Consider the following 23,483-nt stretch of genomic DNA (forward strand, 5'->3'; position numbering starts at 1 on the left):
GGGAGGTCAATGTGCGATGAGCTCGACCCCTTGTGGAAGCGTTCCCTCCTGGCCGGCCTCGGCCACGAAGGACAGCAGCGTCGCCCGGAAGGCGCGTGCCGCCCTGGCCGGCTCCACGTCCCGGCGGTGCGCCAGGGCGATCGTCCTGTTCAGTCCGGGCGGCGCCAGCGGCGTCCCGACCAGGCCCGGCCGCCCGTCGAGCACCATCGACGGCACCACGGCCACGCCCAGCCCCGCCTCCACGAACCGCAGCACCGCGTCCATCTCGCCGCCCTGCACGGCCAGCGCCGGCTCGAACCCCGCCTGCCGGCACGCGGTCAGCGTCGCCTCCCGCACGTCGTAGCCCCGGCGGAACATCACCATCGGCCGGCCCCGCAGCTCCTCGATCCGGAGGTACGGCCGGCGCGGCTTCTGGTGGGACGGCGCGGCGACGACGAGGTTCTCGCGCAGGATCTCCTCCGTCACCAGCGCCGGGTCGTCGCCCTGCAACGGCATGATGATCAGCGACAGGTCGATCTGGCCCCGGGCCAGCGCCCTGACCAGGTCGCGCGAGCCGCCCTCCTCCACCAGCAGCTCGATGCCCGGATAGTCGCGGTGGAAGCGGGCCAGCGCGTCGGCCAGCAGGCCCGCGCACAGCGACGGCGTGGCGCCGAGCCGCACCCGGCCCCGGCGCAGCCCGGCCAGCTCGGCCACCTCCTGCCGGGCGGTGTCGGCGTCGGCCAGCATCCGGCGGGCGAGCGGCAGCAGCGCCTCCCCGGCGGCGGTCAGCGTGACGTTGCCGCGGGCGCGGGAGAACAGGGGCGCGCCGAGGTCGGTCTCCAGCGCCTTGATCTGCTTGCTGAGTGACGGCTGCGCCACCCTCATCCGCTCGGCCGCCTGGGTGAAGTGCCTGGTCTCCGCCACGGCGACGAAGTAGGCGAGCTGCTGCAACTGCATGTGATTTTCCTCGCACTGGCCGGAGGCGCCCCGCCACGCCAGCCGTACAAACCAGACATCATAGCCGAGGGCTATGGAAACCAGACCCGTGATGACTTGGACGGATCGTCGCCTGCTACCTAGCGTCAGACGGCGTGACTGCCACGATAGAGCGCGGCGCCGCCACCGCGCCTGTGAGAACCCCCAAGTCCGATCCACCCGCGAAGAAGCCGGGGTCCAAGCGGACCCGTGGCTTCCTGGCCTCGTCGAACGGCAAGAAGGCCGTCATGGCGGTGACAGGCGCCGTGATGGTCACGTTCCTGGTCCTCCACATGCTGGGCAACCTGAAGATCTTCCTGGGCCGCGACTCGTTCAACGAGTACGCCCACGCGCTGCGCGTCCTGGGCGCGCCGCTGCTGCCGTACCGGACCGTGCTCACCATCCTGGAGATCATCCTCGTGGTCTCGGTGGTGCTGCACATGTGGGCCGCGATCTCCCTGGCCCGGCGGGCCAGGAAGGCGCGGCCGGTCCGGTACGTGGCGAAGAAGTCGCAGGCGGGCGGCTACACCACGCACATCATGCGGTTCGGCGGCGTCACGATCCTGCTCTACGTGGTCTGGCACCTGCTCGACCTGACCTTCGGCGTGGTCAACCCCAAGGGCTTCGACTCCCTGCCCGCCGACCGGATGATGGCCGGGTTCGAGCCGTCGCGCTGGTGGGTGACCCTCGTCTACGTCGTGGCCGTCGTCATGGTCGGCCTGCACCTGCGGCACGGCGTCTGGAGCGCCTTCCAGACGCTCGGCTGGGCCAACCGCACCCGTTACAAGGCGCTGAAGGCGACCGCGGGGCTGCTGTCCGCGGCCCTCCTCGTCGGGTTCCTCGCCCCGCCGCTCGCCATCACCTTTGGAGTGCTCAAGTGAAGTACGTAGAGGGCGCCGAGATCCGCGACACCAAGGCCCCCGCCGGGCCCATCGAGGAGCGGTGGGAGAAGCGCAAGTTCAGCGCCAAGCTGGTCAACCCGGCCAACAAGCGCAAGCTGAACGTCATCGTGGTCGGCACCGGTCTGGCCGGTGGTTCAGCCGCCGCGACGCTCGGCGAGCTGGGCTACAACGTCAAGTCGTTCTGCTACCAGGACTCGCCCCGGCGCGCGCACTCCATCGCCGCGCAGGGCGGCATCAACGCCGCCAAGAACTACCGCGGCGACGGCGACTCCATCTACCGCCTGTTCTACGACACGGTGAAGGGCGGCGACTTCCGCGCCCGCGAGTCGAACGTCTACCGGCTGGCCCAGGTCTCGGTGAACATCATCGACCAGGCCGTGGCCCAGGGCGTGCCGTTCGCCCGCGAGTACGGCGGCCTGCTCGACACCCGCTCCTTCGGCGGCGCCCAGGTGTCGCGGACCTTCTACGCCCGCGGTCAGACGGGCCAGCAGCTCCTGCTCGGCGCCTACCAGGCGCTGGAGCGGCAGGTGGCGGCCGGGACCGTGGAGATGTTCACCCGGCACGAGATGCTCGACCTGATCGTCGCCGACGGCCGGGCCCGCGGCATCATCGTGCGTGACATGGTGACCGGCGAGATCGAGCGGCACGTCGCCGACGCGGTGGTGCTCGCCACCGGCGGCTACGGCAACGTGTTCTTCCTGTCGACGAACGCCAAGGGCTGCAACACCACGGCCATCTGGCGGGCGCACGAGCGCGGCGCCTACTTCGCCAACCCCTGCTACACGCAGATCCACCCCACCTGCATCCCGGTGTCGGGCGAGTACCAGTCGAAGCTGACGCTCATGTCGGAGTCGCTGCGCAACGACGGCCGCGTGTGGGTGCCGCTGCGCAAGGGCGACGACCGTGTGCCCGGCGACATCCCCGAGGACGAGCGCGACTACTACCTGGAGCGCATCTATCCGGCGTTCGGCAACCTGGTGCCGCGCGACATCGCCTCCCGGGCCGCCAAGAACGTCTGCGACGAGGGCCGCGGCGTCGGCCCCGGCGGGCTGGGCGTCTACCTCGACTTCCGCGACGCGATCAACCGGCTGGGCCGCGACGCCGTGGAGAAGAAGTACGGCAACCTCTTCGAGATGTACGAGCGCATCACCGGCGAGAACCCGTACGAGACGCCGATGCGCATCTACCCGGCGGTCCACTACACCATGGGCGGCCTGTGGGTGGACTACGACCTGCAGTCCACCATCCCCGGCCTGTTCGTGATCGGCGAAGCCAACTTCTCCGACCACGGCGCCAACCGCCTCGGCGCCTCCGCGCTCATGCAGGGCCTGGCCGACGGCTACTTCGTGCTGCCCACCACCATCGGCGACTACCTGGCGGCGGGCCCGTTCGGCGAGGTCGACGAGGAGGCCGTGGCGGAGGCCGAGATCAAGGTCCGGTCCAAGATCGAGCGGCTGCTGTCGGTGAACGGCACCCGCACGCCCGACTCCTTCCACCGCGAGCTGGGCCGGCTCATGTGGGACTACTGCGGCATGGAGCGCACCGAGGAGTCGCTGCGCAAGGCCCTGGAGCGCATCCCCGAGCTGCGCGCGGAGTTCTGGGAGAACGTCAAGGTCACCGGCACCGCGGAGGAGCTGAACCAGGTGCTGGAGAAGGCCGGCCGGGTCGCCGACTTCTTCGACCTGGCCGAGCTGATGTGCCTCGACGCCCTGGTGCGCACCGAGTCGTGCGGCGGCCACTTCCGGGCCGAGTCGCAGGACGCCGACGGTGAGGCGCTGCGCGACGACGAGAACTTCGCGCACGTGTCGGCGTGGGAGCACTCTCCCGAGGGCGTGCCCGTGCTGCACAAGGAACCGCTCGAGTACGAGTACGTCAAGATGACCCAGCGGAGCTACAAGTGAACCTGACCCTGAAGGTCTGGCGGCAGAGCGGCCCCACCGACTCCGGACGCATGGTGACGTACCGGGTGGAGGACGTGTCCCCGGACATGTCGTTCCTGGAGATGCTGGACGTCCTCAACGAGCGGCTGACCATCGAGGGCGACGACCCGATCGCCTTCGACCACGACTGCCGCGAGGGCATCTGCGGCATGTGCGGCATGGTCATCAACGGCGTCGCGCACGGCGAGCAGCGCGCCACCACGACCTGCCAGCTCCACATGCGCCATTTCGAGGACGGCGCCGTCATCACCATCGAGCCGTGGCGCGCCGCGCCGTTCCCGGTGGTGAAGGACCTGGTGGTGGACCGGTCGGCGTTCGACCGCATCATCCAGGCCGGCGGCTTCGTCTCGGTGCCCGCCGGCTCCGCGCCCGACGCGCACAGCATGCCGGTGCGCAAGGAGGACGCCGACGCGGCCTTCGACGCGGCCACCTGCATCGGCTGCGGCGCCTGCGTCGCGGCCTGCCCGAACGGCTCGGCCTCTCTCTTCACCGCCGCCAAGATCACCCACCTGAGCCTGCTGCCGCAGGGCCAGCCCGAGCGCCTCTCACGGGCCAAGGCCATGGTGGACCAGATGGACGCCGAGGGCTTCGGCGGCTGCACGAACACCGGCGAGTGCACCGCGGTCTGCCCCAAGGGCATCCCGCTGGACACGATCGCCCAGATGAACAGCGACTACCTGAAGGCCAACGCCAAGTAGGTCCTGGTGGTGCCGACGCGCCGTACGAGATCCGCCCATCTCGTACGGCGCCGCCGTGTGCGGGCCACTCGCCCGAGCTAGAGCCCGGACCAGGCGGCGGTGGTCTCCAGGCGGTGGCGCCAGAGCTTCTCGCCCTCGCCGCCGGGCTCCCAGCGGGAGGCGAAGTCGAGCAGGGCGCGGCAGCGCTCCAGCATGGCGGCGTGACGCTCCGGCCAGGACGGCACCGCGGCGCCGTACGCGTCGAAGAAGGACGGCAGCAGCGGCACGTGCTCCGGATGGTGCGTGCGCACGATCCACTCGCACCATGACAGGTCCTCGACCGGCGGGCCCGGGTGCGCCCACTCCCAGTCGAGGATCGCGACCGGCTCGAACGTCGCCGGGTCGAACAGCATGTTCTGCGGGCCGTAGTCGCCGTGCACGATGCCCAGCCGGTGGATGCCGGCCAGCGTCCGCCCGCAGGCGGCCAGCACCTCGGCGGCCCGCCCCTCGTCCAGGAGGTCCTGGCCGTGCGCGCCGGGCACGAACGCCGTGGTCACGCTCGTCCGGGTGACCTTGTGGACGGGCGGCACCGGGAGCCGTCCCTTCAGCCGGCGCAGGAACCTGCTCTCGGTCCGCAGCCGGAACGCCGCCTCGGGACCCTGATAACACTTGACGACCAGGGCGCCGTCGCCGACCGTGCTGTTGGTGTACCCGTGCCTCACAGCCACCGATTCTTCCGCACCCGGCCGCCCGGCGCGCCCCCTCGCCCCGCCTTGACACCAACGCCGCAGGACGACGGGCCTCGCGATGCGAAAATGGTTTGCTGGGCGCGATCGACGTTTGTCAACCTTGACAGGCTATGCGCTCCCTACCCGAGGCCGATCCCGGCCTGCCCGACATCCGCAGCCCGCTCCGCTACCTGTGGTGGAACGCGCGCATGCAGCTCCGCTCGCTCCTCGGCGGCATCGCCTTCGCGACCGCCTGGTGGGTGGCGCAGGCCCTGGTGCCGGCGGTCCTCGGCAAGGGCATCGACGCCCTCACCGCCAAGGACACCCGCGCCCTGCTTATCTGGTCGGCGATCCTCCTCGGGCTGGGCCTGGCGCAGGCCTACACCGGGATCATGCGGCACCGGATGGCGGTCTACAACTGGCTGGCCGCCGCTTACCGCACGGTCCAGGTGACCGCCAGGCAGGCCGCCCGGCTCGGCGCCACGCTGCCCAAGCGCCTGTCGACCGGCGAGGTCGTCAGCGTCGGCAACTCGGACATCGCGCACATCGGCAGCTCGATGGACATCCTGCTGCGCGGCACCGGGTCAATCGTGGCGATCGCCACGGTCACCGTCATCCTCATCTCCACCTCTCTGCCGCTCGGCCTCATGGTGCTCTTCGGCGTGCCGATCATGCTGGTGGCGGTGGGGCCGCTGCTACGGCCGCTGCACCGGCGTCAGAAGGCGCAGCGCGACCTCACCGGCGAGCTGTCCACCCGCTCCGCCGACATCGTGGCCGGGCTGCGGGTGCTGCGCGGCATCGGCGGCGAGCAGGTGTTCGCCGAGCGCTACCGTGAGGAGTCGCAGCGGGTCCGGCACGCCGGCGTCGGCATCTCCAGGGTCGAGTCGCTGCTGGAGGGCGCCCAGATCATCCTGCCGGGCCTGCTCGTCGCGGCCGTCACGGGAGTGGGCGCGTCGTTCGCCGTGGGCGGGCGGATCACGGCCGGGGAACTGGTGTCGTTCTACACCTACGCGGTGTTCCTGGTCGGTCCCATGCGCACCCTCACCGAGGCCGCCGACAAGCTGACCAAGGGGCACGTGGCCGCCCGGCGGGTGGTCCGCATCCTGGCCATCGAGCCCGAGGTGTCGGGCGGCACCGGCACCAGCGAGGGCGGCGTGCTGCGCGACAGCTTCAGCGGCGTCACCCTCCAGCCCGGCACCCTGACGGCGGTCGCCGCCGCCGCGCCCGACGACGCCATCGCCATCGCCGACCGGCTGGGCCGCTACACCGACGGCGACGTCGTCTTCGGCTCGGTCGACCTGGCCACGCTGCCCGTCGAGGAGGTCCGCTCGCGCATCCTGGTCGCCGACAACGGCGCCCGGCTGTTCACCGGCCGGCTCCGCGACGAGCTCGACGTCCGCGGCGGCGCCTCCGACGAGGAGATCACGCAGGCGCTGCACGCGGCCTGTGCCGAGGACATCGTCGACGCGCTGCCCGACGGGCTGGACGCCCAGGTGGCCGAGGCGGGCCGGGAGTTCTCCGGCGGGCAGCAGCAGCGGCTGCGGCTCGCCCGGGCGTTGCTGGCCGACCCGGAGGTGCTCATCCTGGTCGAGCCGACCAGCGCGGTCGACGCCCACAGCGAGGCCCGCATCGCCGACCGGCTCGCCAAGGCGCGGGCCGGCCGCACCACGCTGGTCTGCACGACCAGCCCGCTCGTGCTCGACCGCACCGACCACGTGGTCTACGTGGCGGACGGCCGGGTGCACGCCGAGGGCACGCACCGGGAGCTGCTCGGCTCCTCTCCCGCCTATGCCGCGACCGTGACCCGAGGGGAAGACTGACGATGGCCCGCGAGATCCTGCCGGTCGCAGACAGCGGACAGGTGCGCGCCTACGCGCGGCGGCTGACGCTGAAGTATCCGCGCCGGCTCGCCGTCGCCCTCGCCCTGCACGGGCTCGCGGCGGTGGCCGGGCTGGTCGTCCCGTGGCAGCTCGGCGGCCTGGTGCAGGATGTCAAGGACGGCGCCGCGGTGAACGTCACGCTGGTGGCGTTCGGCATCGGCGCCTTCCTGGTGCTCCAGGGCGTGCTGGTGCGCTACGCGGTGCTCGCCTCGGCCCGGCTCGGCGAGAAGGTGCTGGCCGAGCTGCGCGAGGAGTTCGTCGACCGGGTGCTCGCGCTGCCGCTGTCCACCGTGGAGCGGGCGGGCGCCGGCGACCTCATCACCCGCACCTCCCGCGACGTCGACTCGCTGTCGAGGACCGTACGGCACGCCGTCCCCGAGACGCTGATCGCGACCGTGACCTTCACCATCACCCTGGGCGCCGTGCTGCTCGTCAGCCCGCTGCTCATGCTGCCGATGCTGGTCGCGGCCCCGCTGCTGTGGCTGTCCACCCGCTGGTACCTCAGGCGGGCCCGTGACGGCTACCTGCGCGAGAACGCCGCCTACGCCGACATGACGGAGGGGCTCGCCGAGACCGTCGAGGGCGCCCGCGCCATCGAGGCGCTCGGCCTGCAGACGCGCCGCCGGGACCGGACCGACCGCGACATCGCCCGCTCGTTCGCCGCCGAGCGCTACACGCTCGGGCTGCGGACCAGGTGGTTCCCCACGGTCGAGCTGGGCTACGTGCTCCCGGTCGTCGCCACCCTGCTGGTCGGCGGGCTGTTCTACAGCGCCGACCTGGTGTCGCTGAAGCAGGTCACGGCCGCCGCCCTGTACGCCCAGCAGCTCATCGACCCGCTCGACCGGTTCCTCATGTGGATCGACGAGCTGCAGGTGGGCGGGGCGGCCATGGCCCGGTTGCTGGGCGTGGCCAACGTGCCCGACGACCGCGAGCCGTCTCCGGCGCGGCCCTCGGGTGAGCTGCTGGAGGCGTCCGGCGTCCGCTACGCCTACCGTGCCGGCCGCGACGTGCTGCACGGGGTGTCGCTGACCGTGCGGCCGGGGGAGCGGCTGGCCATGGTCGGCCCGTCCGGCGCGGGCAAGTCGACGCTGGGCAGGCTGCTGGCCGGCATCCACGGCCCGAGGGCCGGGTCCGTGTCCGTCGGCGGCGTGCCGCTGGTCGAGCTGCCGCTCGACGAGCTGCGCGGCCACGTCGCGCTGGTCACCCAGGAGCACCACGTGTTCAAGGGGACGCTCCGCGACAACATGATCATCGCCAGGCCGGGCGCCGGTGACCAGGCCGTGCGTGACGCGCTGGCCGCCGTCGACGCCCTCGACTGGGTGCTCGCCCTGCCCGACGGCCTCGACACGGTCGTCGGCTCCGGCGGGCTCGCCGTCTCGCCGGCCCAGGCGCAGCAGCTCGCGCTGGCCCGGCTGGTGCTGGCCGACCCGCACACCCTCGTGCTCGACGAGGCCACCTCGCTCATCGACCCGCGCGCCGCCCGCCACCTGGAGCGCTCGCTCGCCGCCGTGCTGGAGGGCCGTACGGTGATCGCCATCGCGCACCGCCTGTACACGGCGCACGACGCCGACCGGGTGGCAGTGGTGGAGGACGGCCGGATCAGCGAGCTGGGCTCGCACGAGGAGCTGGTGGCCGCGGGCGGCTCGTACGCGGCGCTGTGGAGCAGCTGGCACGGCACCCCCACTCGGCCCCCGGGCGGCACGGCCGGCTGAGACCGCCCGTGTCCGCCCCTCTTGCCGTCCCGGTCTGGCGTCGAACGGTCTCGGAGCGGATCGGCCCACGGCTACCCTTGGATCTTTCTTGTGCCGCGCCGGTCGTGCGCGCCTGAATATCACGCGGGGCTGACACGTCCTCCTCCGAAGCCGTGCCGGCCCGGGAGCTGTTCCGTCCCGACTCACTGGCCCCGCGTCGCGTCCGGCCCCGCCGAACCCAGGGCGGGGCCAGAACGCGCCTGCTAGTTGAGCGGCATCGAGACGGAGGAGTTCCACGCCTTCACGCCGGAAAGCCGGGTGAACAGGGAGTAGCACGGGCCGGAGGCGCTGATGACGCCCAACGCCCGCACCTGGGAGCTGCCGCTGATGCCGTTGTAGACGGCGCCGCCGGAGTCGCCGCCCTGGACGGTGGTGCAGTCATAGGCGCCGTCGCCGTTCTGGTCGGACTGGATCAGCGCCATGTGGCGCAGGTACATCCCCTGGACGTAGCCCTCCCAGTCGGAGTCGGTGATGATCAGCCGGCAGGTCTGCCCGGTGGTGCGGCCGCTGGTGCAGACCGAGGTGCCGTTCGTGGGGATCCCCCAGTGCACGCCCCCGACCAGCAGCTCCGAGCAGCTGCCCGACAGGTTGTCGCAGTTGTAGACGGCGTTGACGTACGAGGACCCCTGCAGCAGCGCGAAGTCGCCGTAGACGTCCTGGGTTCCGTCCGTCGGGGAGCCCAGGTCGCCGCCCATCGTGGTGGTGACCCTGGCGCCGAAGTAGTAGCTCGTCGAGGGCGGTGTCGCGCTGGTGAACGTGGCGGCCCACGCCCGGGGGTAGGTGGTCGCGCCGGGCACGCAGTGCGCCGCCGTGAGCATGTGGCGGATGCCGTCCTTCACCACGGGGAAGGAGGTGGAGCAGATGCCGCCGTGCCCGGTGTGCTGCGGGTTCCACAGGCGGATGCCGGCCCCCGCGCGGTGGGGAGCGGAGTCCCTGGACCGGTCGCGCTCGGTGAAACGCGCGTCGGGAGACTCCCGGAACACGACCGACTCGCCGAAGCGCCGCTTGAGGTCCACCCTCGCCTCGTCGGAGTCGGCGGTGGCATAGGCCACCGCCGTCCCGCGGCCGGGGTCGATGCCGACGCCCGTGATCTTGTCCTGGTACGTGCCTGCCCTGATGAGCTCGCCGATCTCGGCCTTGGTGCGCCGCGCGTCGGCCAGGCTGCGCTCGCCCTGCTCGACCTGGACGGACACGGGCCTGGCGCCGGCCGCTCTGGCCCCGTTGCCGCGCACGGCCGCCGAGCGCTGGTCGAAGTCCGGGCCCTTGGGCAGGACGACGGTGACCGCGTCGGGCCCGGTGATGCGGACGCCGGTGTACTGGTCGGGCGAGGACTCGATCAGCGCGTTGATCGCGTCGGCCGCGTCCTGGGCCTCGGGCGAGACCTGGCCGGGCGCGGGCGGGACGGGTTCGATCGCGGGCACGGGGGTGCCGGCGGACGCCGGGGCAGCGGTGCATGTCAGGAGCGCGAGCGTGGATAAGGAGACGGCAAGGGCTCTGGTGAGTTGCATGTGATCTCCGAGGCCGGGGAACCGTGAGGGCATGCCAAGGTAGCACCCAGGTGTATTACGGGCGGGGCTGAAATCAGCCTGCACTACCTACGGCACGCCGTGGACCGAGGCCGCCGTATGCACCTTTCTGTGCAGTCGGCAGCTTTACATGATCGCTAGTGTGGAGTCTTGAGCAATTCCGGTCAAGCCCCAAACTCGGTGGCGTCAGGAAAGCCGGGAACGCCGCAGGGCACACCTGTAGTGGCCCGGCGGACGCGGTCGCGCCCGGGAAAGCCCTGCCCCGCCGTTTCGGTGAGAACAGCCCGGCAAGTGAGCACTGGTGAGCAATCCCGACCTGATCTTCGCCCTCGGCGGCGCCGGCGCGCTGCTGGCCGCGTCGTTGCCCGCCGTGCTGCACCGGCTGCCCTTCTCCCTGCCGCTGGCCTGCCTGCTCGGCGGGATGGTGCTGTTCCTGCTCCCCTTCCCGGTGCTGGAACCTGATCCGGTCGCTCACCGTGCCGCGCTCGAGCACATCACCGAGATCTGCGTGGTCATCTCCCTGATGGGCGCCGGCCTGGCCCTCAACCGCAGGGTCGGTCTGCGCCGATGGTCCACGACCTGGCGTCTGCTCGGCTGGACCATGCCGCTGACGATCGTGGCCGTCGCCGGGGCCGCGAGCTGGCTGCTGGGCTGGCCGCTCGCGGCGGCCGTGCTGCTGGGGGCTGTGCTCGCGCCCACCGACCCGGTGCTGGCCTCCGACGTGCAGGTGGGGGAGCCCGTCGATGCCGAGAACGCCGACGACGAGGTCCGGTTCTCCCTCACCTCCGAAGCCGGGCTCAACGACGGTCTGGCGTTCCCCATCGTCTACGCCGCCATAGCTCTGGCCACCACCGGCGGAGCCGCCTGGATGGGTGAATGGGCGCTGATCGACGTGCTCTACCGGGTCTGCGCCGGAGTGCTGGGCGGGATGCTCATCGGCAAGCTGCTCGGCCGCCTGTTCTTCCACACCAGGAAGGCGAACCTGCGACTGGCCGAGCACCGCGACGGCTTCGTCGCCCTGGCGAGCACGTTCCTGGCCTACGGCCTGACCGAGCTCGTCCACGGCTACGGTTTCATCGCCGTCTTCGTCACCGCCTGCACGATCCGCAACGCCGAACGGAGCCACGGCTACAACGGCATCCTCCACGGCTTCATCGAACAGATCGAGCGGCTGCTCACCGCCTGGCTGCTCCTTCTGCTCGGCGGCTTCATAGCGGTCGGCGGCCTCGCCCCGCTGACCTGGCGCGGCGCCGTCGTCGCGCTCCTGCTGCTCCTGGTGATCCGGCCGGTGACGGGGTGGCTGGCGCAGGCCGGCGGCCCCGCCGGCCCCCGGGAACGGGCCGTCATCTCCGTCTTCGGGATCCGCGGCATCGGCTCGCTGTACTACCTGGCGTTCGCCCTCGGCGTGGCCGACTTCGGCGTGCCGCAGGAGGAGCTGTGGGCCGTGGTCGCCTTCGCGGTGCTGGCGTCGATCGTGCTGCACGGCATCACCGCCACGCCGGTCATGACCCGCCTCGACCGGCTGCGCGACACCCGGCGACCGTCGTGGCCGGGCAGCGTGACGTCCGACGGGCCGGCTCGCCCCACGGACTGACCTCCTGTGGTTTTCCACAGGAGAAGCGGATGGAGCACCGCATTCCGCCGCGACTCGGCGGTCCCTAGCGTTGATCACATGATGCAGACGGTGATGAACGTGCTGGTGGCGGCGGCGGTCGCGGCAGGAAGTCAGGGCGCGGGGGTCCGCCCCGAGCTGGAGAAGATCGTGGAGGGCAAGGGAGCGACGGCCGCTCTGGCGCGGGTCTCCGACGGCGACCGGACATGGTCCGGCGCCGTGGGAGTCCGCGACATCAGGACCGGCGGGCGCCCCTCGCCCGCCGGGTACTTCCGGATCGGCAGCGTCACCAAGACGTTCGTCGCGACCGTGGTGCTCCAGCTCGTGGACGAGGGCAAGGTGCGGCTCGACGACCCCATCGACCGGCACCTGCCGGACCTGGTCCCGGACGGGGAACGCATCACGGTCCGCGACCTTCTCGACCACACCAGCCACCTGTACGACTACATGAGCGAGCCGGGATACTCCACCAACCGGTGGCGCGGCGAGGCGCGGTTCCGCTCGTACCAGCCGCGCGAGCTGCTCGACGTGGCCTTCGCCAAGAAGCTGCCCGACGACGGCAGATGGCACTACTCCAACACCAACTACGTGGTGCTCGGCCTGCTGGTGGAGAAGCTCACGGGCCGGGCCTACGGCGAGGAGGTCAAACGCCGCGTCCTGCGACCGCTGGGCCTGCGCCACACCGTGGTGCCCGGCGATCGGGCGGGGCTGCCGACACCCCACGCCAAGGGGTACGAGCCGATGCCCGAGCTGGTGGACGCGACCCGGATGAACCCCTCGCTGGACTGGGCGGCCGGAGAGATGATCTCGACCACGGCGGATCTGGAGCGGTTCCTGTCCGCCCTGCTGGGCGGCAGGCTGACCAGCGCCGCGTCGCTGCGCGCCATGCGCACGACCGTCGAGACGGGGGCCGGATTCGGGTACGGGCTCGGCCTGCAGTCGTACACGCTGCCGTGCGGCAAGGTGTGGGGGCACAGCGGTGAGCTGATCGGGTACCTGACGTTCGCGTTCCGCTCCGACTCCGGCAAGTCGCTGGTCATGTCGATCAACCCGTCGACGCGCAACCCGTCGACGGAGGAGGTCATGGGCGTCGCCGTCAAGGCGTTCTGCGGGTCCGCAGACTGAGAGCAGGAGCCGCTCGGCGGCGAGGCCGGGCCGGTGCCGGGCGGCGACGGGGGACGGTGCAGGCGGGGCGGAGTGCCCGGCGGCGGGGAGGCCGCGGGGCGGATGTCCGGCGGCGGCGCGGAGGCCGCGGGGGGATGCCCGGTGGCGGCGGGGAGGCCGCGGCGGATGTCCGGTGGCGGCGGGGAGGCCGCGGCGGATGTCCGGTGGCGGCGGGGAGATCGCGGGGCGGGTGTCAGGTGACGCCGGTGAAGCGGACGTCGTGCGATGGGGCGTCGCCGGCGGCGAAGCGCAGCAACCGGCCACCCTCCTCGGCCACCTCCGTCTCCTCGGCGCCCGACAGCGGTGCGAACAGCCTCACCACCAGCGTCGCCACGCCCTTGGCCCGCCTGACGGTCCACAGCCCGCGCACGAACCCGTCCACGGTCAGCGCGGCGTCCACGACGATGTACGGCCGCTGCTCAGCCGTCATCAGGCGGGAGCGGTCGGCATGGCCGAGCACCACGTTGTCCAGCGCGGCCAGGAACCTCACGGGCGCCGGAGTGTCCGGATGCGGGCGCGGGGCGTCCGGCAGGTCCCACAGTTCGGCGCCGTCCTCGCCGCGGAACCTCCGCAGCGCCGGCCGCAGCCCCTCGACCACCTCACGCAGCCGGGTCATCCCGCTCCACGCCTGCACGTCCTTGACCGACGCCGGTCCGAACGCGGCCAGGTAACGCAGCACCAGGTCACCAGGCGAGGTCGTGGCCGGCAGTGGCTCGCCGAGCCAGTGGTGGGCCAGCGCGAACGGCGTCGTACCCCGCCTGCCCCACGTCCCGTCGGGCGGCGGGTGCACCACCGGCAGCAGTCCCTGCACCGAGCGGGCCAGCGCCACCGGGTCCCGGCCCGGCCAGCGTGCGGCCAGCGCCCGGCCCAGCTCGGGCCTGCTCAGCGTCCCGGCGCCGATGAGAGCCGAGGCGGTCCCGGCCAGCTCGGCCAGGTCCACCCCGGCCGTCGCCCGGCCGAACGCCCCCTTCTGCCAGCGTTCCAGCATCGGCTGCAGCAGCGGTCGCAACCACAGGTAGTCGGCGGCCGGCACAAGATGCTGGGTGCCCCGGAACAGCGTCGCCCGCACCACGCTCCGCTCGTACAGGAGCCGGGTCAGGTCGTCATGCCGGAACCCGGAGACGCGACTCCACAGCCCCACGTACGGCGGGTCGGGATCCTGCGCCTGCAGTCCGGTGAGCCGCTCGACCACGTCGAGCGCGGGCCCGTCCACTCGCCTCAGCAGCAGCTGGCGTTCCAGCGTGGCCCTGTTCAGGCTCCGGCGGGAGATGGTGTCCATGAGGTCCTCCGGTATCGGTTGCGGTCGTCGAGCCTTCAGCCATGCGAGCCGGTCGCGGGCACGGGGGCGGGCGCGCGCGGGGACCGCGTGGGCACGGGGGCTGCGGTGGGGATGGGAAGCGTGGGCACCGGGCTGGGGTGTTCACGGGGCTGGCGTGGGCGGGGAGCTCGAACGTTAAGGGGGAGCTCGAACGTTAAGGGGGAGCTCGAACGTTCATGGGACGGGGTGGGCAGGGGACTTCGCCGTCATGAGGGCGGGCACGGGGGCGGGTCGGCAGCGGCGGGTGGCCGGTTCTCTGGAGGGCCGGACGGCCAGGCGGCCCGGTGGAGACGGGCGGTGAGCGTGCGCAGGTGTTCGACGAGCTCGGGGGGCTCGTGCACCTCGAACTCGAAACCGAAGGCCGCCACCCACACCGCGAGATGGTCGAGGCTGTCGGAGCCGATCCGCAGCAGGCACGTCCGGTCGTCGATCGACTCGATCGCGCCGAGCGTGGGCGGCACCTCGTCGGCCACCTCCCTCGCCGAGCCGTGCATGGTCAGCACCGCCTGGTAGCGGTGCGGGCTGGTGGTGGTGGCGACGGTCAGGTAGTGAACCAGGTCATCTGCCGGCAACGGACGCGGCGTGAACCGGGGGCCGTTCGGGACGCGCAACGACATCCTGTCCACGCGGTAGGTCCGCCAGTCCGAGCGGCCGGTGTCCCAGCCGAGGAGATACCACCGCCGCCCGCGGCTCACCAGCCGGTACGGCTCCGCGTCCCGCTCGCCGGCCGAGCCGTCGTGCGTCACGTAGCCGAACCTCAGCCGCTCCCGGTCGCGCACCGCCGCCGCGATCGAGGTCAGCGTCGTGGCGTCCACCGTGGTCCCGCCCATCGGCACGGCGACCATGGCCGAGCTGAGGGCGGTGACCTGGTGACGCAGCCGCGACGGCAGCATCTGGTCGAGCTTGGCCAGCGCACGCACCGACGTCTCGGCGATCCCGGTGACCGCGCCGCCGGCCGCCGTACGCAGCCCGACCGCCACCGCGACCGCCTCCTCGTCGTCCAGCAGCAGCGGAGGCAGCGAGGCTCCCGCTCCGAGCTGGTAGCCGCCGCCCACGCCGCCGGTCGCCTCTATCGGGTAGCCCAGCAGCCGCAGCTTGTCGACGTCGCGCCGCACGGTCCGCGGGCTGACGGCCAGCCGTTCGGCCAGCTCCGGCCCCGACCAGTAGCGGTGCGCCTGCAGCAGGCCCAGCAGACGCAGCAGCCGGGCCGAGGTTTCCAGCACGACCCCAGCCTGCCAGCCCTCGCGGACAGGACCTGACCGCGAATGCTCCTACCGTCCTCCCCATGACATCCGAATCCCAGATCATCCTTGTCGCCGGTGCCACCGGGAACGTCGGCCGCCCGCTCGTCGAACAGCTTCTCGGCGAGGGGCACCGGGTTCGCGCCCTCACCCGCGACCCGGCGAAGGCGAACCTCCCCGCCGGTGCCGAGGCCGTCGCCGGCAACCTGGCCGACTCCTCCACCCTGGCCGCGGCCTTCGCCGGCGTCGGCGCCGCGCACCTCATCAGCTTCGACGGCGCGGACTTCACGCCGCTCACGAACGGGCCGGAGATCGTCGCCCTGGCCCGCGAGGCCGGCGTGCGCAAGGTCACCATTCTCAAGGGCGACGTGGGCAAGAGCCCGCTGGAGGAGGCCGTGGAGGCCGGCGGCCTGCAGTGGACCCACCTCGCACCGGTCGAGTTCATGTCCAACGCCCTGGAGTGGGCCGAGTCCGTACGGACCGAAGGGGTCGTGCGGGAGGCGTTCCCCGACGCGAGGAGCGCCATGATCCATGACGCGGACATCGCGGCGGTCGCCGCGGCGGCGCTCACCGGCGACGGCCACGCCGGCCAGGAGTACTGGCTGACGGGGCCGGAGGCGCTGACCCCGGCGGAGAAGGTCCGCACGATCAGCGAGGTCATCGGCCGCGAGGTGCGCTACGTGCCGCTCAGCACCGACGAGGTCGTCGAGCAGTGGCGGCAGGAGGGCTACTCCGACGAGGACGTCGCGTTCTTCCTCGCCATGCGGACCGACCCGCCGATCCCCGGAGACACCATCCTGCCGACCGTCGAGCAGGTCACCGGCCGCCCCGCCCGCACGTTCGCGCAGTGGGTCCGCGAGAACGCGGCGGCCTTCGGCGCCTGATCCGTCCCCGTGCCCGCCGACCCCATCCGGTCACCCAGGTCGGCGGGCCTGACGCCGGGCACCCGGCCGCCGCCCTCTCCCGACCTGTGCGGGGTCAGGTTGCCCAGGTCTGGTCGGGGGATGGGCGCCGGCCCGGACGGGCAGCTCAGCGCAGGGTGTGGAAGAACGTCCGCACGTCCTCGGCGAACAGCTCCGGCTGTTCCAGGGCGAAGAAGTGGCCGCCGGTCTCCTGCTGCGACCAGTGGACGATGGAGTGGTCCCGCTCGGCGTATGGCCGGACAGCGTACTCGTGTGACGCGGCCAGCAGCACGCCCGTCGGCACCGTGCCCCGCGCTCTGGGCATCCATGCGGCCGGGTCGTGGGTCTGCTCGTAGTACACCTGGGCCGAGGAGCCGGCCGTCCCGGTCAGCCAGTAGAGCGTGACATTGGCCAGGAAGCGGTCCCGGTCCACGGGGCCACCGGCCCAGCGGTGGAAGATCTCGGCGATCCAGGCGAGCAGACCGGCGGGCGAGTCGGTCAGGCCGTAGGCGAGGGTCTGCGGTGAACGCGACTGGATCGCCACGTATCCGGCGGTCGCCTCGTCCAGCCCTTCGACACGCCGCCGTTCCACGTCCGACAGGCGGGCGTCCTCCTCCTCGTCGCCGGCCGGGAACGACAGGACGGCGTTCAGGTGGATGCCCGCGACCCGCTCGGGGTCCAGGTGACCCATCTCCGGCGCGACGAACGCACCGGTGTCGCCGCCCTGTACCCCGTACCGCTCGTACCCGAGCAGCGTCATCAGGCGGACGAACGCGCCGGCGATGCGCCCGGCCGTCCAGCCCGGCTCAGCCAGCGGCGCGGAGAACGCGAACCCGGGGATCGACGGGATCACCAGGTGGAAGTCCTTGCGCAGCGGCTCGATGACGTCCAGGAACTCCAGGAACGAGCCGGGCCAGCCGTGCAGCAGCATCAGCGGCAACGCGTCGGGGTCGTCCGATCGGATGTGCGCGAAGTGGATGCGCTGGCCGTCGATGACGGTGGTGAACTGGGGCAGCGCGTTGAGCCGTCGCTCCTGCGTCCGCCAGTCGAAGTCCGAGCCCCAGTAGTCGGCCAGCTCCTTGACGTGCGCCACCGGCGTGCCGCGGCTCCATCCGACGCCGGGCAGCTCGGCCGGCCACCGGGTGGCGGCCAGCCGGGCGCGCAGGTCGTCGAGCTCCGACTGCGGTACGTCGATGCGGAAGGGTGCGGGGGTGGTGTCCTGTGCCATGCCGGAGACCCTAGGAACGATCGCGGTCACCCTCCGTCCGCGACCGGCTCCTCTCGGACTTTCCCTCATGGTGAGCCTTCGTCCGCGACCGGCTCCTCCCGGATCTTCTCTCGGGGTGAGCCTTCGTCCGCGACTGGCTCCTCCCGGATCTTCTCTGGGGGTGAGCCTTCGTCCGCGACCGGCTCCTTTCGAGGTTCACTACCGCGGCGCACCGGGAGACCGCTTGGATCTTGCGGGACTTGCGATTCACTCCCGTGCTCACATGCACGCCTGGCGGGTGAATGCCGGGTCACACGTGGGCGGGTCAGCAGGTGCTTGGCGTGGGGGGTAGCGAGCGGTCGGTGAGGTAGCGGTTGATGTGGGCGCGGGCGCAGGTGTTGGTGCCGTAGAGGGTGTGGCCGGGGCCTTCGTGGCGGACGACGGCGCTGCCGGGGACCTGCTGGATCACCCGCTGGACGGCATCGGACTCCCCCCAGGCCCCCGCGCCGAGCAGCGGGGGCAGGCCCTTGGGCAGCGGAGCGGGAGGGTTGGTGACCGGCACCGGCCAGCCGACGCAGCCGAGGGTGCCCGTCACCAAGGTGTTGGCGGTGCCGGAGTCGGGTGCGGCCCTGCGGAGGCGGGCGATCACGGCCTCCAGCTCCGAGCGGTCGGCCGGGCGCGGCCAGTCGGCGCACTCGGTGACTCCCGTCGCCTGGTCGGGGTAGCGCAGGCCGCGCCCGGGGACGAAGCCGGAGGCGTCTCCGGAGGCCGCTGCGCGGATGTCGGCGGCCAGCTCGGGCCACGCCTTGACGCCCTGGCGGGCGGCGGAGACGGCGAAGGCCTGCAGGTCGCGGCCGGTGTAGGCGATGCCCGCTCGCTTGGCGGGGACGGGCGCGCGCTCGGCTCGGGCGACCAGGCGGCGCCACTGCGCACGGACCGCGCGGCACTCGCCTTCACCGGCGCACCAGTCGAAGAACCTGTCGAGGGCCTCCTGGTTGCTCCTGGCCATCGCCACCAGCTCGCCGGAGAAGTCTGCGGTGCTGTGGCTCCAGGTGCCGTCGAGCACCATCGTGCGCACCTGGCCGGGGAAGAGGCGGGCGTAGGCCTGGCCGTAGAAGCCCGCGTAGGAGGCGCCGTAGTAGTTGAGCTTGGCGCCGCCGAGCGCCTTGCGGATGGCCTCCATGTCCCTGGCGTGGTCGGCCGAGCTCATGTGGGCGAACAACTCGGGGTCCTTGGCCCGGCAGGCCTCAGCGTAGCCGCGGTTGGCGTCGGACAACCGCCCGAAGTCGGCGTCGTCGGCGGGGAAGGCGGGCAGCGGGAGGCGGGTCCACGTGCAGGGCAGGCCGGTGCTGAGGCCGCCGAACTGCTCGCCGTAGCCGCGGGTGTCCCAGGTGACGATGTCCATGCGCCGCCGGAGGTCGGTCCACCAGCCCTGCGCCGCTGACTGGGTCATGGCGATGCCGGGAGCGCCGGGGCCGCCGTAGGCGACGAGCAGGGACCCCTCGGAGGTGCCGGTGGCCCGCAGGCGGCCCACCTTGAGCGTGATCCTGCGGCCGTCGGGTTTCTGCCAGTCGACCGGGACCTGGAGCTCGGCGCACTCCATGCCGATCTTGTCGGCGGGACACGAGCGCCAGTCGAGCGTGTCGGTCGTGCGGGCGGTGGCTTGCCGTGTGGCGGTCGTGCGTGCGGTGGCTTGTTGTGTGCCCGTCGTGCGTGTGGCGGCTTGATGTGTGCCGGTCGGGTGGGCGAGGGCGAGGGCGGGAGAGGTGCGGTGGGAGGGCTCCGGTGGGGGCGCGCCCGTGCCGGGGGCGGGCGCGCTCCCGCTCAGCAGGGTCAGCGCCACGGTGATCGAGGTGAGCATGCCGCAACGATCCCCGAAGCCAGGCTTCCGCCGCGTCAGCCCGTGGTCTGGTTCTGCCGGCGCCGCATCAGACCACGGGATGTCATCCCACCGCCCGGCGCGGCACCAGGACCGTGGCGCCGCGGTCACGCGGGCGCGCGCCGCCTGGCCACCTCGACGTCGCGCGGGCGCGGGCCGGTGCTCCGGCCGCGCCGCAGGACGACGCCGGCCAGGGTGCTGCCCCGGTGCGACCGGCTTGAGCACCCGGCCCCCGCCCTCCTGCGGCGCGGGCCGGGTGAACGGGACGTCACCCGCCCAGGGACCTCTTGAGGAAGTCGACCTGGAGCAGCAGCAGGTTCTCGGCCACGACCTCCTGCGGAGTCATGTGGGTGACCCCGGAGAGGGGGAGGACGCTGTGCTGGCGACCGGCCGCGAGAAGCGCGGACGACAGGCGCAGCGTGTGGGCCGCCACGACGTTGTCGTCGGCCAGCCCGTGGATGAGCAGCAGGGGCCGCTCCAGCTTGGCGGCGTCGCCGAAGAGCGAGGAGTTGTCGTACACGTCCGGCTGCTCGGCGGGATGACCCAGATAGCGCTCGGTGTAGCAGGTGTCGTACAGCCGCCAGTCGGTCACCGGAGCGCCCGCGATCGCGGCGTGGAACACGTCCGGCCTGCGCAGCACCGCCAGCGCCGCCAGGAACCCGCCGAACGACCACCCCCGGATGGCCACCCGGGTCAGGTCGAGGTCGTCGGGATACTGCTCGGCCACGCCCTGCAGAGCGTCGATCTGGTCCTCCAGCGCGGGGGTCGCCAGGTCGTTGAGCACGGCCCGCTCGAAGGCCGGGCCGCGCCCGGGAGTGCCGCGCCCGTCGGCCACGACGACGGCGAACCCCTGCTCGGCGAACCACTGGCTCTCCAGGTAGCCGCCGCGCCGGTTGAGCACCCGCTGCGCGTGCGGCCCGCCGTACGGGTCCATGAGGACGGGCAGCCGGCCCGAGCCGGGCTCGTACCAGCTGGGCAGCACCACGGCGGTGGCCAGCTCGCGCCGGCCGGAACGGCCGAGCGAGACCCGCAGGTCGAGACCGGGGCGCTCGGCCCGCGACGGGATCGGGATCGCCATGCCGTCGCGGCGCACCACGGTCGTGGAGACGCCCTCGACGTCGAGGTTCTGCTCGGTGAGGACGCCGACCCCGCCCGCCATCCGCCCCGAGAACACCCCGGACCGGGTCGAGACGGGCAGCAGCGAGTGGCCGTCCCACGTCCAGAGCTGGATCTCGGTGGGGTCGCCGCTCGCGCTGAACAGCACGCTGTCGTGGTCGACGTCGAGCACCGCCCGCACCTGCAGGGTGGGCGGCGTGACCGCCCGGTCGCCGACGAACAGCCGCCGGCCGCCCTCGGCCGTGGCCACCCACACCAGCGAGCCGTCGTCCAGGTGGGCCGGAACGCCGGTGACCACGTCCACCCAGGCCGGGTCGGTGTCCTCGCGCACCAGCGTGGAGACCCCCGTCGCAGGGTCCACCGTGAACAGCCGCAGCGCCTTCTGGTCGCGTGGCATGGTCACGATCGACAGCGCGTGGGAGTCCCAGGCGGCCGTGGTCAGGTACTCGTCGTCGTACGGCACCGCCACCCGGGATCCGTCGAGGCCCAGCACGAACAGCTCGGTGCGGGCGTTGGGCGTGCCGGCCGCGGGATAGCGCTGGGCCGTGGCCGGCCGGTCGGGGTTGGCCGGGTCGGCGATGTGCCAGACCTGCACCGGCGCCTCGTCGACCCGCTCCACCAGCAGCGCGTCGCCGGCGGGCGACCACCAGTGGCCGCGCATCCGGTCCATCTCCTCGGCGGCGATGAACTCCGCCAGGCCGTAGGTGACCGTCGGGGCCTCGGGCTCGGCCAGCGCGCGGTCCTCGCCCGAGGTGAGGTCCTGCACGCGCAGCGCCCCCTCGGTGACGTAGGCGACATGCCGCCCGTCGGGCGACAGGCGCGGGTCGATGACCGCGCCCGGTACGTCGAGCCGCCGGGTCCGCCCGCTCGCCAGCTCGGTCACGTAGAGGCCGCCCGACAGGGCGAAAGCGGCCGTGGTCACCCCGGTGTCGGTGCTGTAGGCCACCACGCCGCCCGCCTGCTCGCGGCTGCGCTCGCGCCGGGCCCGCTCCTCCGGCGGCAGGTCGTCTCCGTCGGCGTCGAGCGCTCGCGGGTCGACCACCTGGCGCTCGACGTGGGTCTCGGTGTCGAGCTCCCACAGGCAGGTGACCGGGTCGGTGCCGGAGCCGGTGCGGAGGAACACCACCCGGCCGCCGTCAGGAGAGATCGTGAACCCACGGGGAACCCCGAGGGTGAACCGGCGGGTCCGGGCCGACAGGCGCGGGAAGCTCTCACTCATGGGCCCAATCCTGCCAGGACCCGGCGGCGGGCTACGCTCTAGCCATGACCGACCGACGGCTGCTGCTCGTGCACGCCCACCCCGACGACGAGTCGATCGGCACGGGCGCGACCATGGCCAAGTACGCCGCCGAGGGCGCCCACGTCACGCTCGTGACCTGCACGCTCGGCGAGGAGGGGGAGGTCATCCCCGAGCGGCTCGCCCACCTGGCCGCCGACCGCGACGACGTCCTCGGCCCGTACCGCGTCGCCGAGCTGGCCGCGGCCTGCCGGGCGCTGGGCGTCGAGGACCACCGGTTCCTCGGCGGGCAGGGCCGCTGGCGCGACTCGGGGATGATGGGCGCCGCCACCAACGAGCGGCCGGACGCCTTCTGGCAGGCCGATCTGGACGAGGCCGCGGGCGAACTGGTCAAGGTCATCCGCGAGATCCGACCCCAGGTGCTCGTCACCTACGACAGCAACGGCTTCTACGGTCACCCCGACCACGTCCAGGCGCACCGCGTGTCGTGGCGGGCGTTCCGGCTGGCCGCCGACCCGGCGTTCGGCGAGGGCGAGCCGTGGCAGATCGCCAAGCTCTACCACACGGCCATGCCGAGGTCCGTGCTGCGCCGCAGCGAGGAGGCGCTGCGCTCGGCCGGCACCGGGTTCGTCGTCGAGAGCGTGGACGACATGCCGTTCGGCAGCCCCGACGAGGAGATCACCACCGAGATCGATGCCCGGCCGTGGGTGCGGGCCAAGCTCGACGCCATGCGGGCCCACGCCACGCAGATCACCGTACGGGAGCCGTGGTTCGCCCTGTCCAACGACATCGGCCAGGAGGCCGTGGGCGTGGAGCACTACGTGCTGGCCAGCGGCGTGCCCGGCCCGGCCGCGCCGGGGGCGCCGGTCGAGGCGGGCGGGCTGGGGGAGCCCCACAAGCGCGAGGGCGACCTGTTCGCCGGCATCCACTAACCTCGTTCGCCATGGAAGACCCCTCGCTCCCGGCCACCCAGCCCCCTGACGTCGAGCAGCGCGGACGGGGTGCCTCGGCGCTGGGTGGGGCCGCGTACGGCATGCTCTTCATGCTGGGGGTCGTCATGGGGATCGTGGGCGGGTTCACGCAGGCGGCGTGGGAAGTGGGTCCCGTTCCCGCCTCGGCGGTCGCCTGGGTGCTGGCGCTGTTCGCCGTGTGCCTCGGGGCCGGGAGACTGTTGCGGGCCAAGACCGGCGCGGTGGTGGCGGCGGCGGGGTGGCTGCTGGTGTCGATGCCGTTCACGATGGAGCTCTCCCAGGGCGACATCGTGATCGCGCAGGCTGCCGCCGGCTATGTGTACCTCTACGGCGGGATGGCCGCTCTGGTCGCGGCCATCCTTCTGGCGCCGTCCAGCGGATCGTGGCTGCTGCACGGGCATCTGCCGCGAAACCCGACGTAGAGTACTTTCGTGCACCATGCCTCCGTAAAGCGGCACATGGACCAGCGGGCCTATCG

General features: G+C 72.5%; 18 protein-coding genes. 10 read left to right on the forward strand and 8 right to left on the reverse strand.

Annotation, left to right across the window (positions count from 1 at the left end):
* Window positions 1-6 precede the first annotated feature (6 nt).
* On the reverse strand, window positions 7-936 hold the full coding sequence (locus CXR44_RS23400; protein ID WP_101788240.1) for a LysR family transcriptional regulator: 930 nt from the start codon (window positions 934-936) through the stop codon (window positions 7-9).
* 134 nt (window positions 937-1,070) lie between these two features.
* Between CXR44_RS23400 and CXR44_RS23405 the strand changes: the two genes are divergently transcribed.
* The 3 genes from CXR44_RS23405 to CXR44_RS23415 are packed head-to-tail and all read left to right on the forward strand — an operon-like array spanning window position 1,071 to window position 4,494.
* Window positions 1,071-1,835, forward strand: a complete 765-nt coding sequence (locus tag CXR44_RS23405; RefSeq protein WP_101788241.1) for a succinate dehydrogenase cytochrome b subunit — start codon at window positions 1,071-1,073, stop codon at window positions 1,833-1,835.
* The gene (locus CXR44_RS23410; RefSeq protein WP_101788242.1) at window positions 1,832-3,757 is read left to right on the forward strand and encodes a fumarate reductase/succinate dehydrogenase flavoprotein subunit; all 1,926 of its coding nucleotides are present in this window, start codon (window positions 1,832-1,834) and stop codon (window positions 3,755-3,757) included. The genes CXR44_RS23405 and CXR44_RS23410 overlap by 4 nt, the downstream gene beginning before the upstream one ends.
* Window positions 3,754-4,494, forward strand: coding sequence for a succinate dehydrogenase/fumarate reductase iron-sulfur subunit (locus tag CXR44_RS23415; protein ID WP_101788243.1), 741 nt, complete (start codon window positions 3,754-3,756; stop codon window positions 4,492-4,494). The genes CXR44_RS23410 and CXR44_RS23415 overlap by 4 nt, the downstream gene beginning before the upstream one ends.
* 77 nt (window positions 4,495-4,571) lie before the next feature.
* Here CXR44_RS23415 and CXR44_RS23420 read toward each other — a convergent pair whose 3' ends face one another.
* Window positions 4,572-5,195, reverse strand: coding sequence for a phosphotransferase (locus CXR44_RS23420; RefSeq protein WP_101788244.1), 624 nt, complete (start codon window positions 5,193-5,195; stop codon window positions 4,572-4,574).
* A gap of 137 nt (window positions 5,196-5,332) precedes the next feature.
* Here CXR44_RS23420 and CXR44_RS23425 point away from each other — a divergent pair, with 137 nt between their 5' ends.
* A complete protein-coding gene (locus CXR44_RS23425; protein ID WP_101788245.1) occupies window positions 5,333-7,021 on the forward strand; it encodes an ABC transporter transmembrane domain-containing protein in 1,689 nt (562 codons plus the stop codon).
* A gap of 2 nt (window positions 7,022-7,023) precedes the next feature.
* Window positions 7,024-8,793 carry an ABC transporter ATP-binding protein gene (locus CXR44_RS23430; protein ID WP_101788246.1) on the forward strand — a complete coding sequence of 590 codons (1,770 nt, stop codon included), beginning with the start codon at window positions 7,024-7,026 and terminating at the stop codon, window positions 8,791-8,793.
* Between the two features lie 242 nt (window positions 8,794-9,035).
* Here CXR44_RS23430 and CXR44_RS23435 read toward each other — a convergent pair whose 3' ends face one another.
* On the reverse strand, window positions 9,036-10,340 hold the full coding sequence (locus CXR44_RS23435) for a S1 family peptidase (RefSeq protein WP_144070058.1): 1,305 nt from the start codon (window positions 10,338-10,340) through the stop codon (window positions 9,036-9,038).
* Window positions 10,341-10,659: 319 nt separating this feature from the next.
* On the opposite strand from CXR44_RS23435, the gene CXR44_RS23440 reads away from it, so the two are divergent.
* A complete protein-coding gene (locus tag CXR44_RS23440; protein ID WP_101788248.1) occupies window positions 10,660-11,952 on the forward strand; it encodes a cation:proton antiporter in 1,293 nt (430 codons plus the stop codon).
* Between the two features lie 78 nt (window positions 11,953-12,030).
* A complete protein-coding gene (locus CXR44_RS23445) occupies window positions 12,031-13,095 on the forward strand; it encodes a serine hydrolase domain-containing protein (protein WP_245899348.1) in 1,065 nt (354 codons plus the stop codon).
* Window positions 13,096-13,327: 232 nt separating this feature from the next.
* On the opposite strand, the gene CXR44_RS23450 is transcribed toward CXR44_RS23445, so the two are convergent.
* Both CXR44_RS23450 and CXR44_RS23455 read right to left on the reverse strand, forming a co-directional pair.
* Window positions 13,328-14,413: a winged helix DNA-binding domain-containing protein gene (locus CXR44_RS23450; RefSeq protein ID WP_101788249.1), complete on the reverse strand. Its 1,086-nt coding sequence runs from the start codon at window positions 14,411-14,413 to the stop codon at window positions 13,328-13,330.
* A 245-nt stretch (window positions 14,414-14,658) separates the two neighbouring features.
* The gene (locus CXR44_RS23455) at window positions 14,659-15,675 is read right to left on the reverse strand and encodes a helix-turn-helix transcriptional regulator (protein ID WP_101788250.1); all 1,017 of its coding nucleotides are present in this window, start codon (window positions 15,673-15,675) and stop codon (window positions 14,659-14,661) included.
* Window positions 15,676-15,737: 62 nt separating this feature from the next.
* Between CXR44_RS23455 and CXR44_RS23460 the strand changes: the two genes are divergently transcribed.
* Entirely contained in the window at window positions 15,738-16,577 is an 840-nt protein-coding gene (locus CXR44_RS23460) for an NmrA family NAD(P)-binding protein (RefSeq protein WP_101788251.1), read from the forward strand.
* A gap of 145 nt (window positions 16,578-16,722) precedes the next feature.
* On the opposite strand, the gene CXR44_RS23465 is transcribed toward CXR44_RS23460, so the two are convergent.
* The 3 genes from CXR44_RS23465 to CXR44_RS23475 form a co-directional block, all read right to left on the reverse strand.
* Window positions 16,723-17,823 (reverse strand): epoxide hydrolase family protein, encoded by a 1,101-nt coding sequence (locus CXR44_RS23465; RefSeq protein ID WP_101788252.1) that lies wholly within the window; start codon window positions 17,821-17,823, stop codon window positions 16,723-16,725.
* Window positions 17,824-18,127: 304 nt separating this feature from the next.
* Complete coding sequence (locus CXR44_RS23470) at window positions 18,128-19,663, reverse strand: alpha/beta fold hydrolase (RefSeq protein WP_101788253.1); 1,536 nt, start codon at window positions 19,661-19,663, stop codon at window positions 18,128-18,130.
* A 286-nt stretch (window positions 19,664-19,949) separates the two neighbouring features.
* Complete coding sequence (locus tag CXR44_RS23475) at window positions 19,950-22,016, reverse strand: S9 family peptidase (protein WP_101788254.1); 2,067 nt, start codon at window positions 22,014-22,016, stop codon at window positions 19,950-19,952.
* Window positions 22,017-22,060: 44 nt separating this feature from the next.
* Here CXR44_RS23475 and mshB point away from each other — a divergent pair, with 44 nt between their 5' ends.
* Entirely contained in the window at window positions 22,061-22,966 is a 906-nt protein-coding gene (gene mshB / locus CXR44_RS23480) for an N-acetyl-1-D-myo-inositol-2-amino-2-deoxy-alpha-D-glucopyranoside deacetylase (protein WP_101788255.1), read from the forward strand.
* Window positions 22,967-22,977: 11 nt separating this feature from the next.
* Window positions 22,978-23,427 (forward strand): DUF6113 family protein, encoded by a 450-nt coding sequence (locus CXR44_RS23485; RefSeq protein WP_101788256.1) that lies wholly within the window; start codon window positions 22,978-22,980, stop codon window positions 23,425-23,427.
* The last annotated feature ends 56 nt before the right edge of the window (window positions 23,428-23,483 follow it).

Origin of the sequence: Nonomuraea indica, from assembly GCF_002850745.1 — a bacterium.
GTDB classification, from domain to species: Bacteria; Actinomycetota; Actinomycetes; order Streptosporangiales; family Streptosporangiaceae; genus Nonomuraea; species Nonomuraea indica.

What these genes read in the sequence shown, in the direction of transcription:
- CXR44_RS23450 (WP_101788249.1), bottom strand. Translation starts at nt 14,413, where the DNA reads ATGGACACCATCTCCCGCCGGAGCCTGAACAGGGCCACGCTGGAACGC.
- CXR44_RS23470 (WP_101788253.1), bottom strand. Translation starts at nt 19,663, where the DNA reads ATGCTCACCTCGATCACCGTGGCGCTGACCCTGCTGAGCGGGAGCGCG.
- mshB (WP_101788255.1), top strand. Translation starts at nt 22,061, where the DNA reads ATGACCGACCGACGGCTGCTGCTCGTGCACGCCCACCCCGACGACGAG.
- CXR44_RS23400 (WP_101788240.1), bottom strand. Translation starts at nt 936, where the DNA reads ATGCAGTTGCAGCAGCTCGCCTACTTCGTCGCCGTGGCGGAGACCAGG.
- CXR44_RS23485 (WP_101788256.1), top strand. Translation starts at nt 22,978, where the DNA reads ATGGAAGACCCCTCGCTCCCGGCCACCCAGCCCCCTGACGTCGAGCAG.
- CXR44_RS23475 (WP_101788254.1), bottom strand. Translation starts at nt 22,016, where the DNA reads ATGAGTGAGAGCTTCCCGCGCCTGTCGGCCCGGACCCGCCGGTTCACC.
- CXR44_RS23465 (WP_101788252.1), bottom strand. Translation starts at nt 17,823, where the DNA reads ATGGCACAGGACACCACCCCCGCACCCTTCCGCATCGACGTACCGCAG.
- CXR44_RS23460 (WP_101788251.1), top strand. Translation starts at nt 15,738, where the DNA reads ATGACATCCGAATCCCAGATCATCCTTGTCGCCGGTGCCACCGGGAAC.
- CXR44_RS23435 (WP_144070058.1), bottom strand. Translation starts at nt 10,340, where the DNA reads ATGCAACTCACCAGAGCCCTTGCCGTCTCCTTATCCACGCTCGCGCTC.
- CXR44_RS23425 (WP_101788245.1), top strand. Translation starts at nt 5,333, where the DNA reads ATGCGCTCCCTACCCGAGGCCGATCCCGGCCTGCCCGACATCCGCAGC.
- CXR44_RS23430 (WP_101788246.1), top strand. Translation starts at nt 7,024, where the DNA reads ATGGCCCGCGAGATCCTGCCGGTCGCAGACAGCGGACAGGTGCGCGCC.
- CXR44_RS23445 (WP_245899348.1), top strand. Translation starts at nt 12,031, where the DNA reads ATGATGCAGACGGTGATGAACGTGCTGGTGGCGGCGGCGGTCGCGGCA.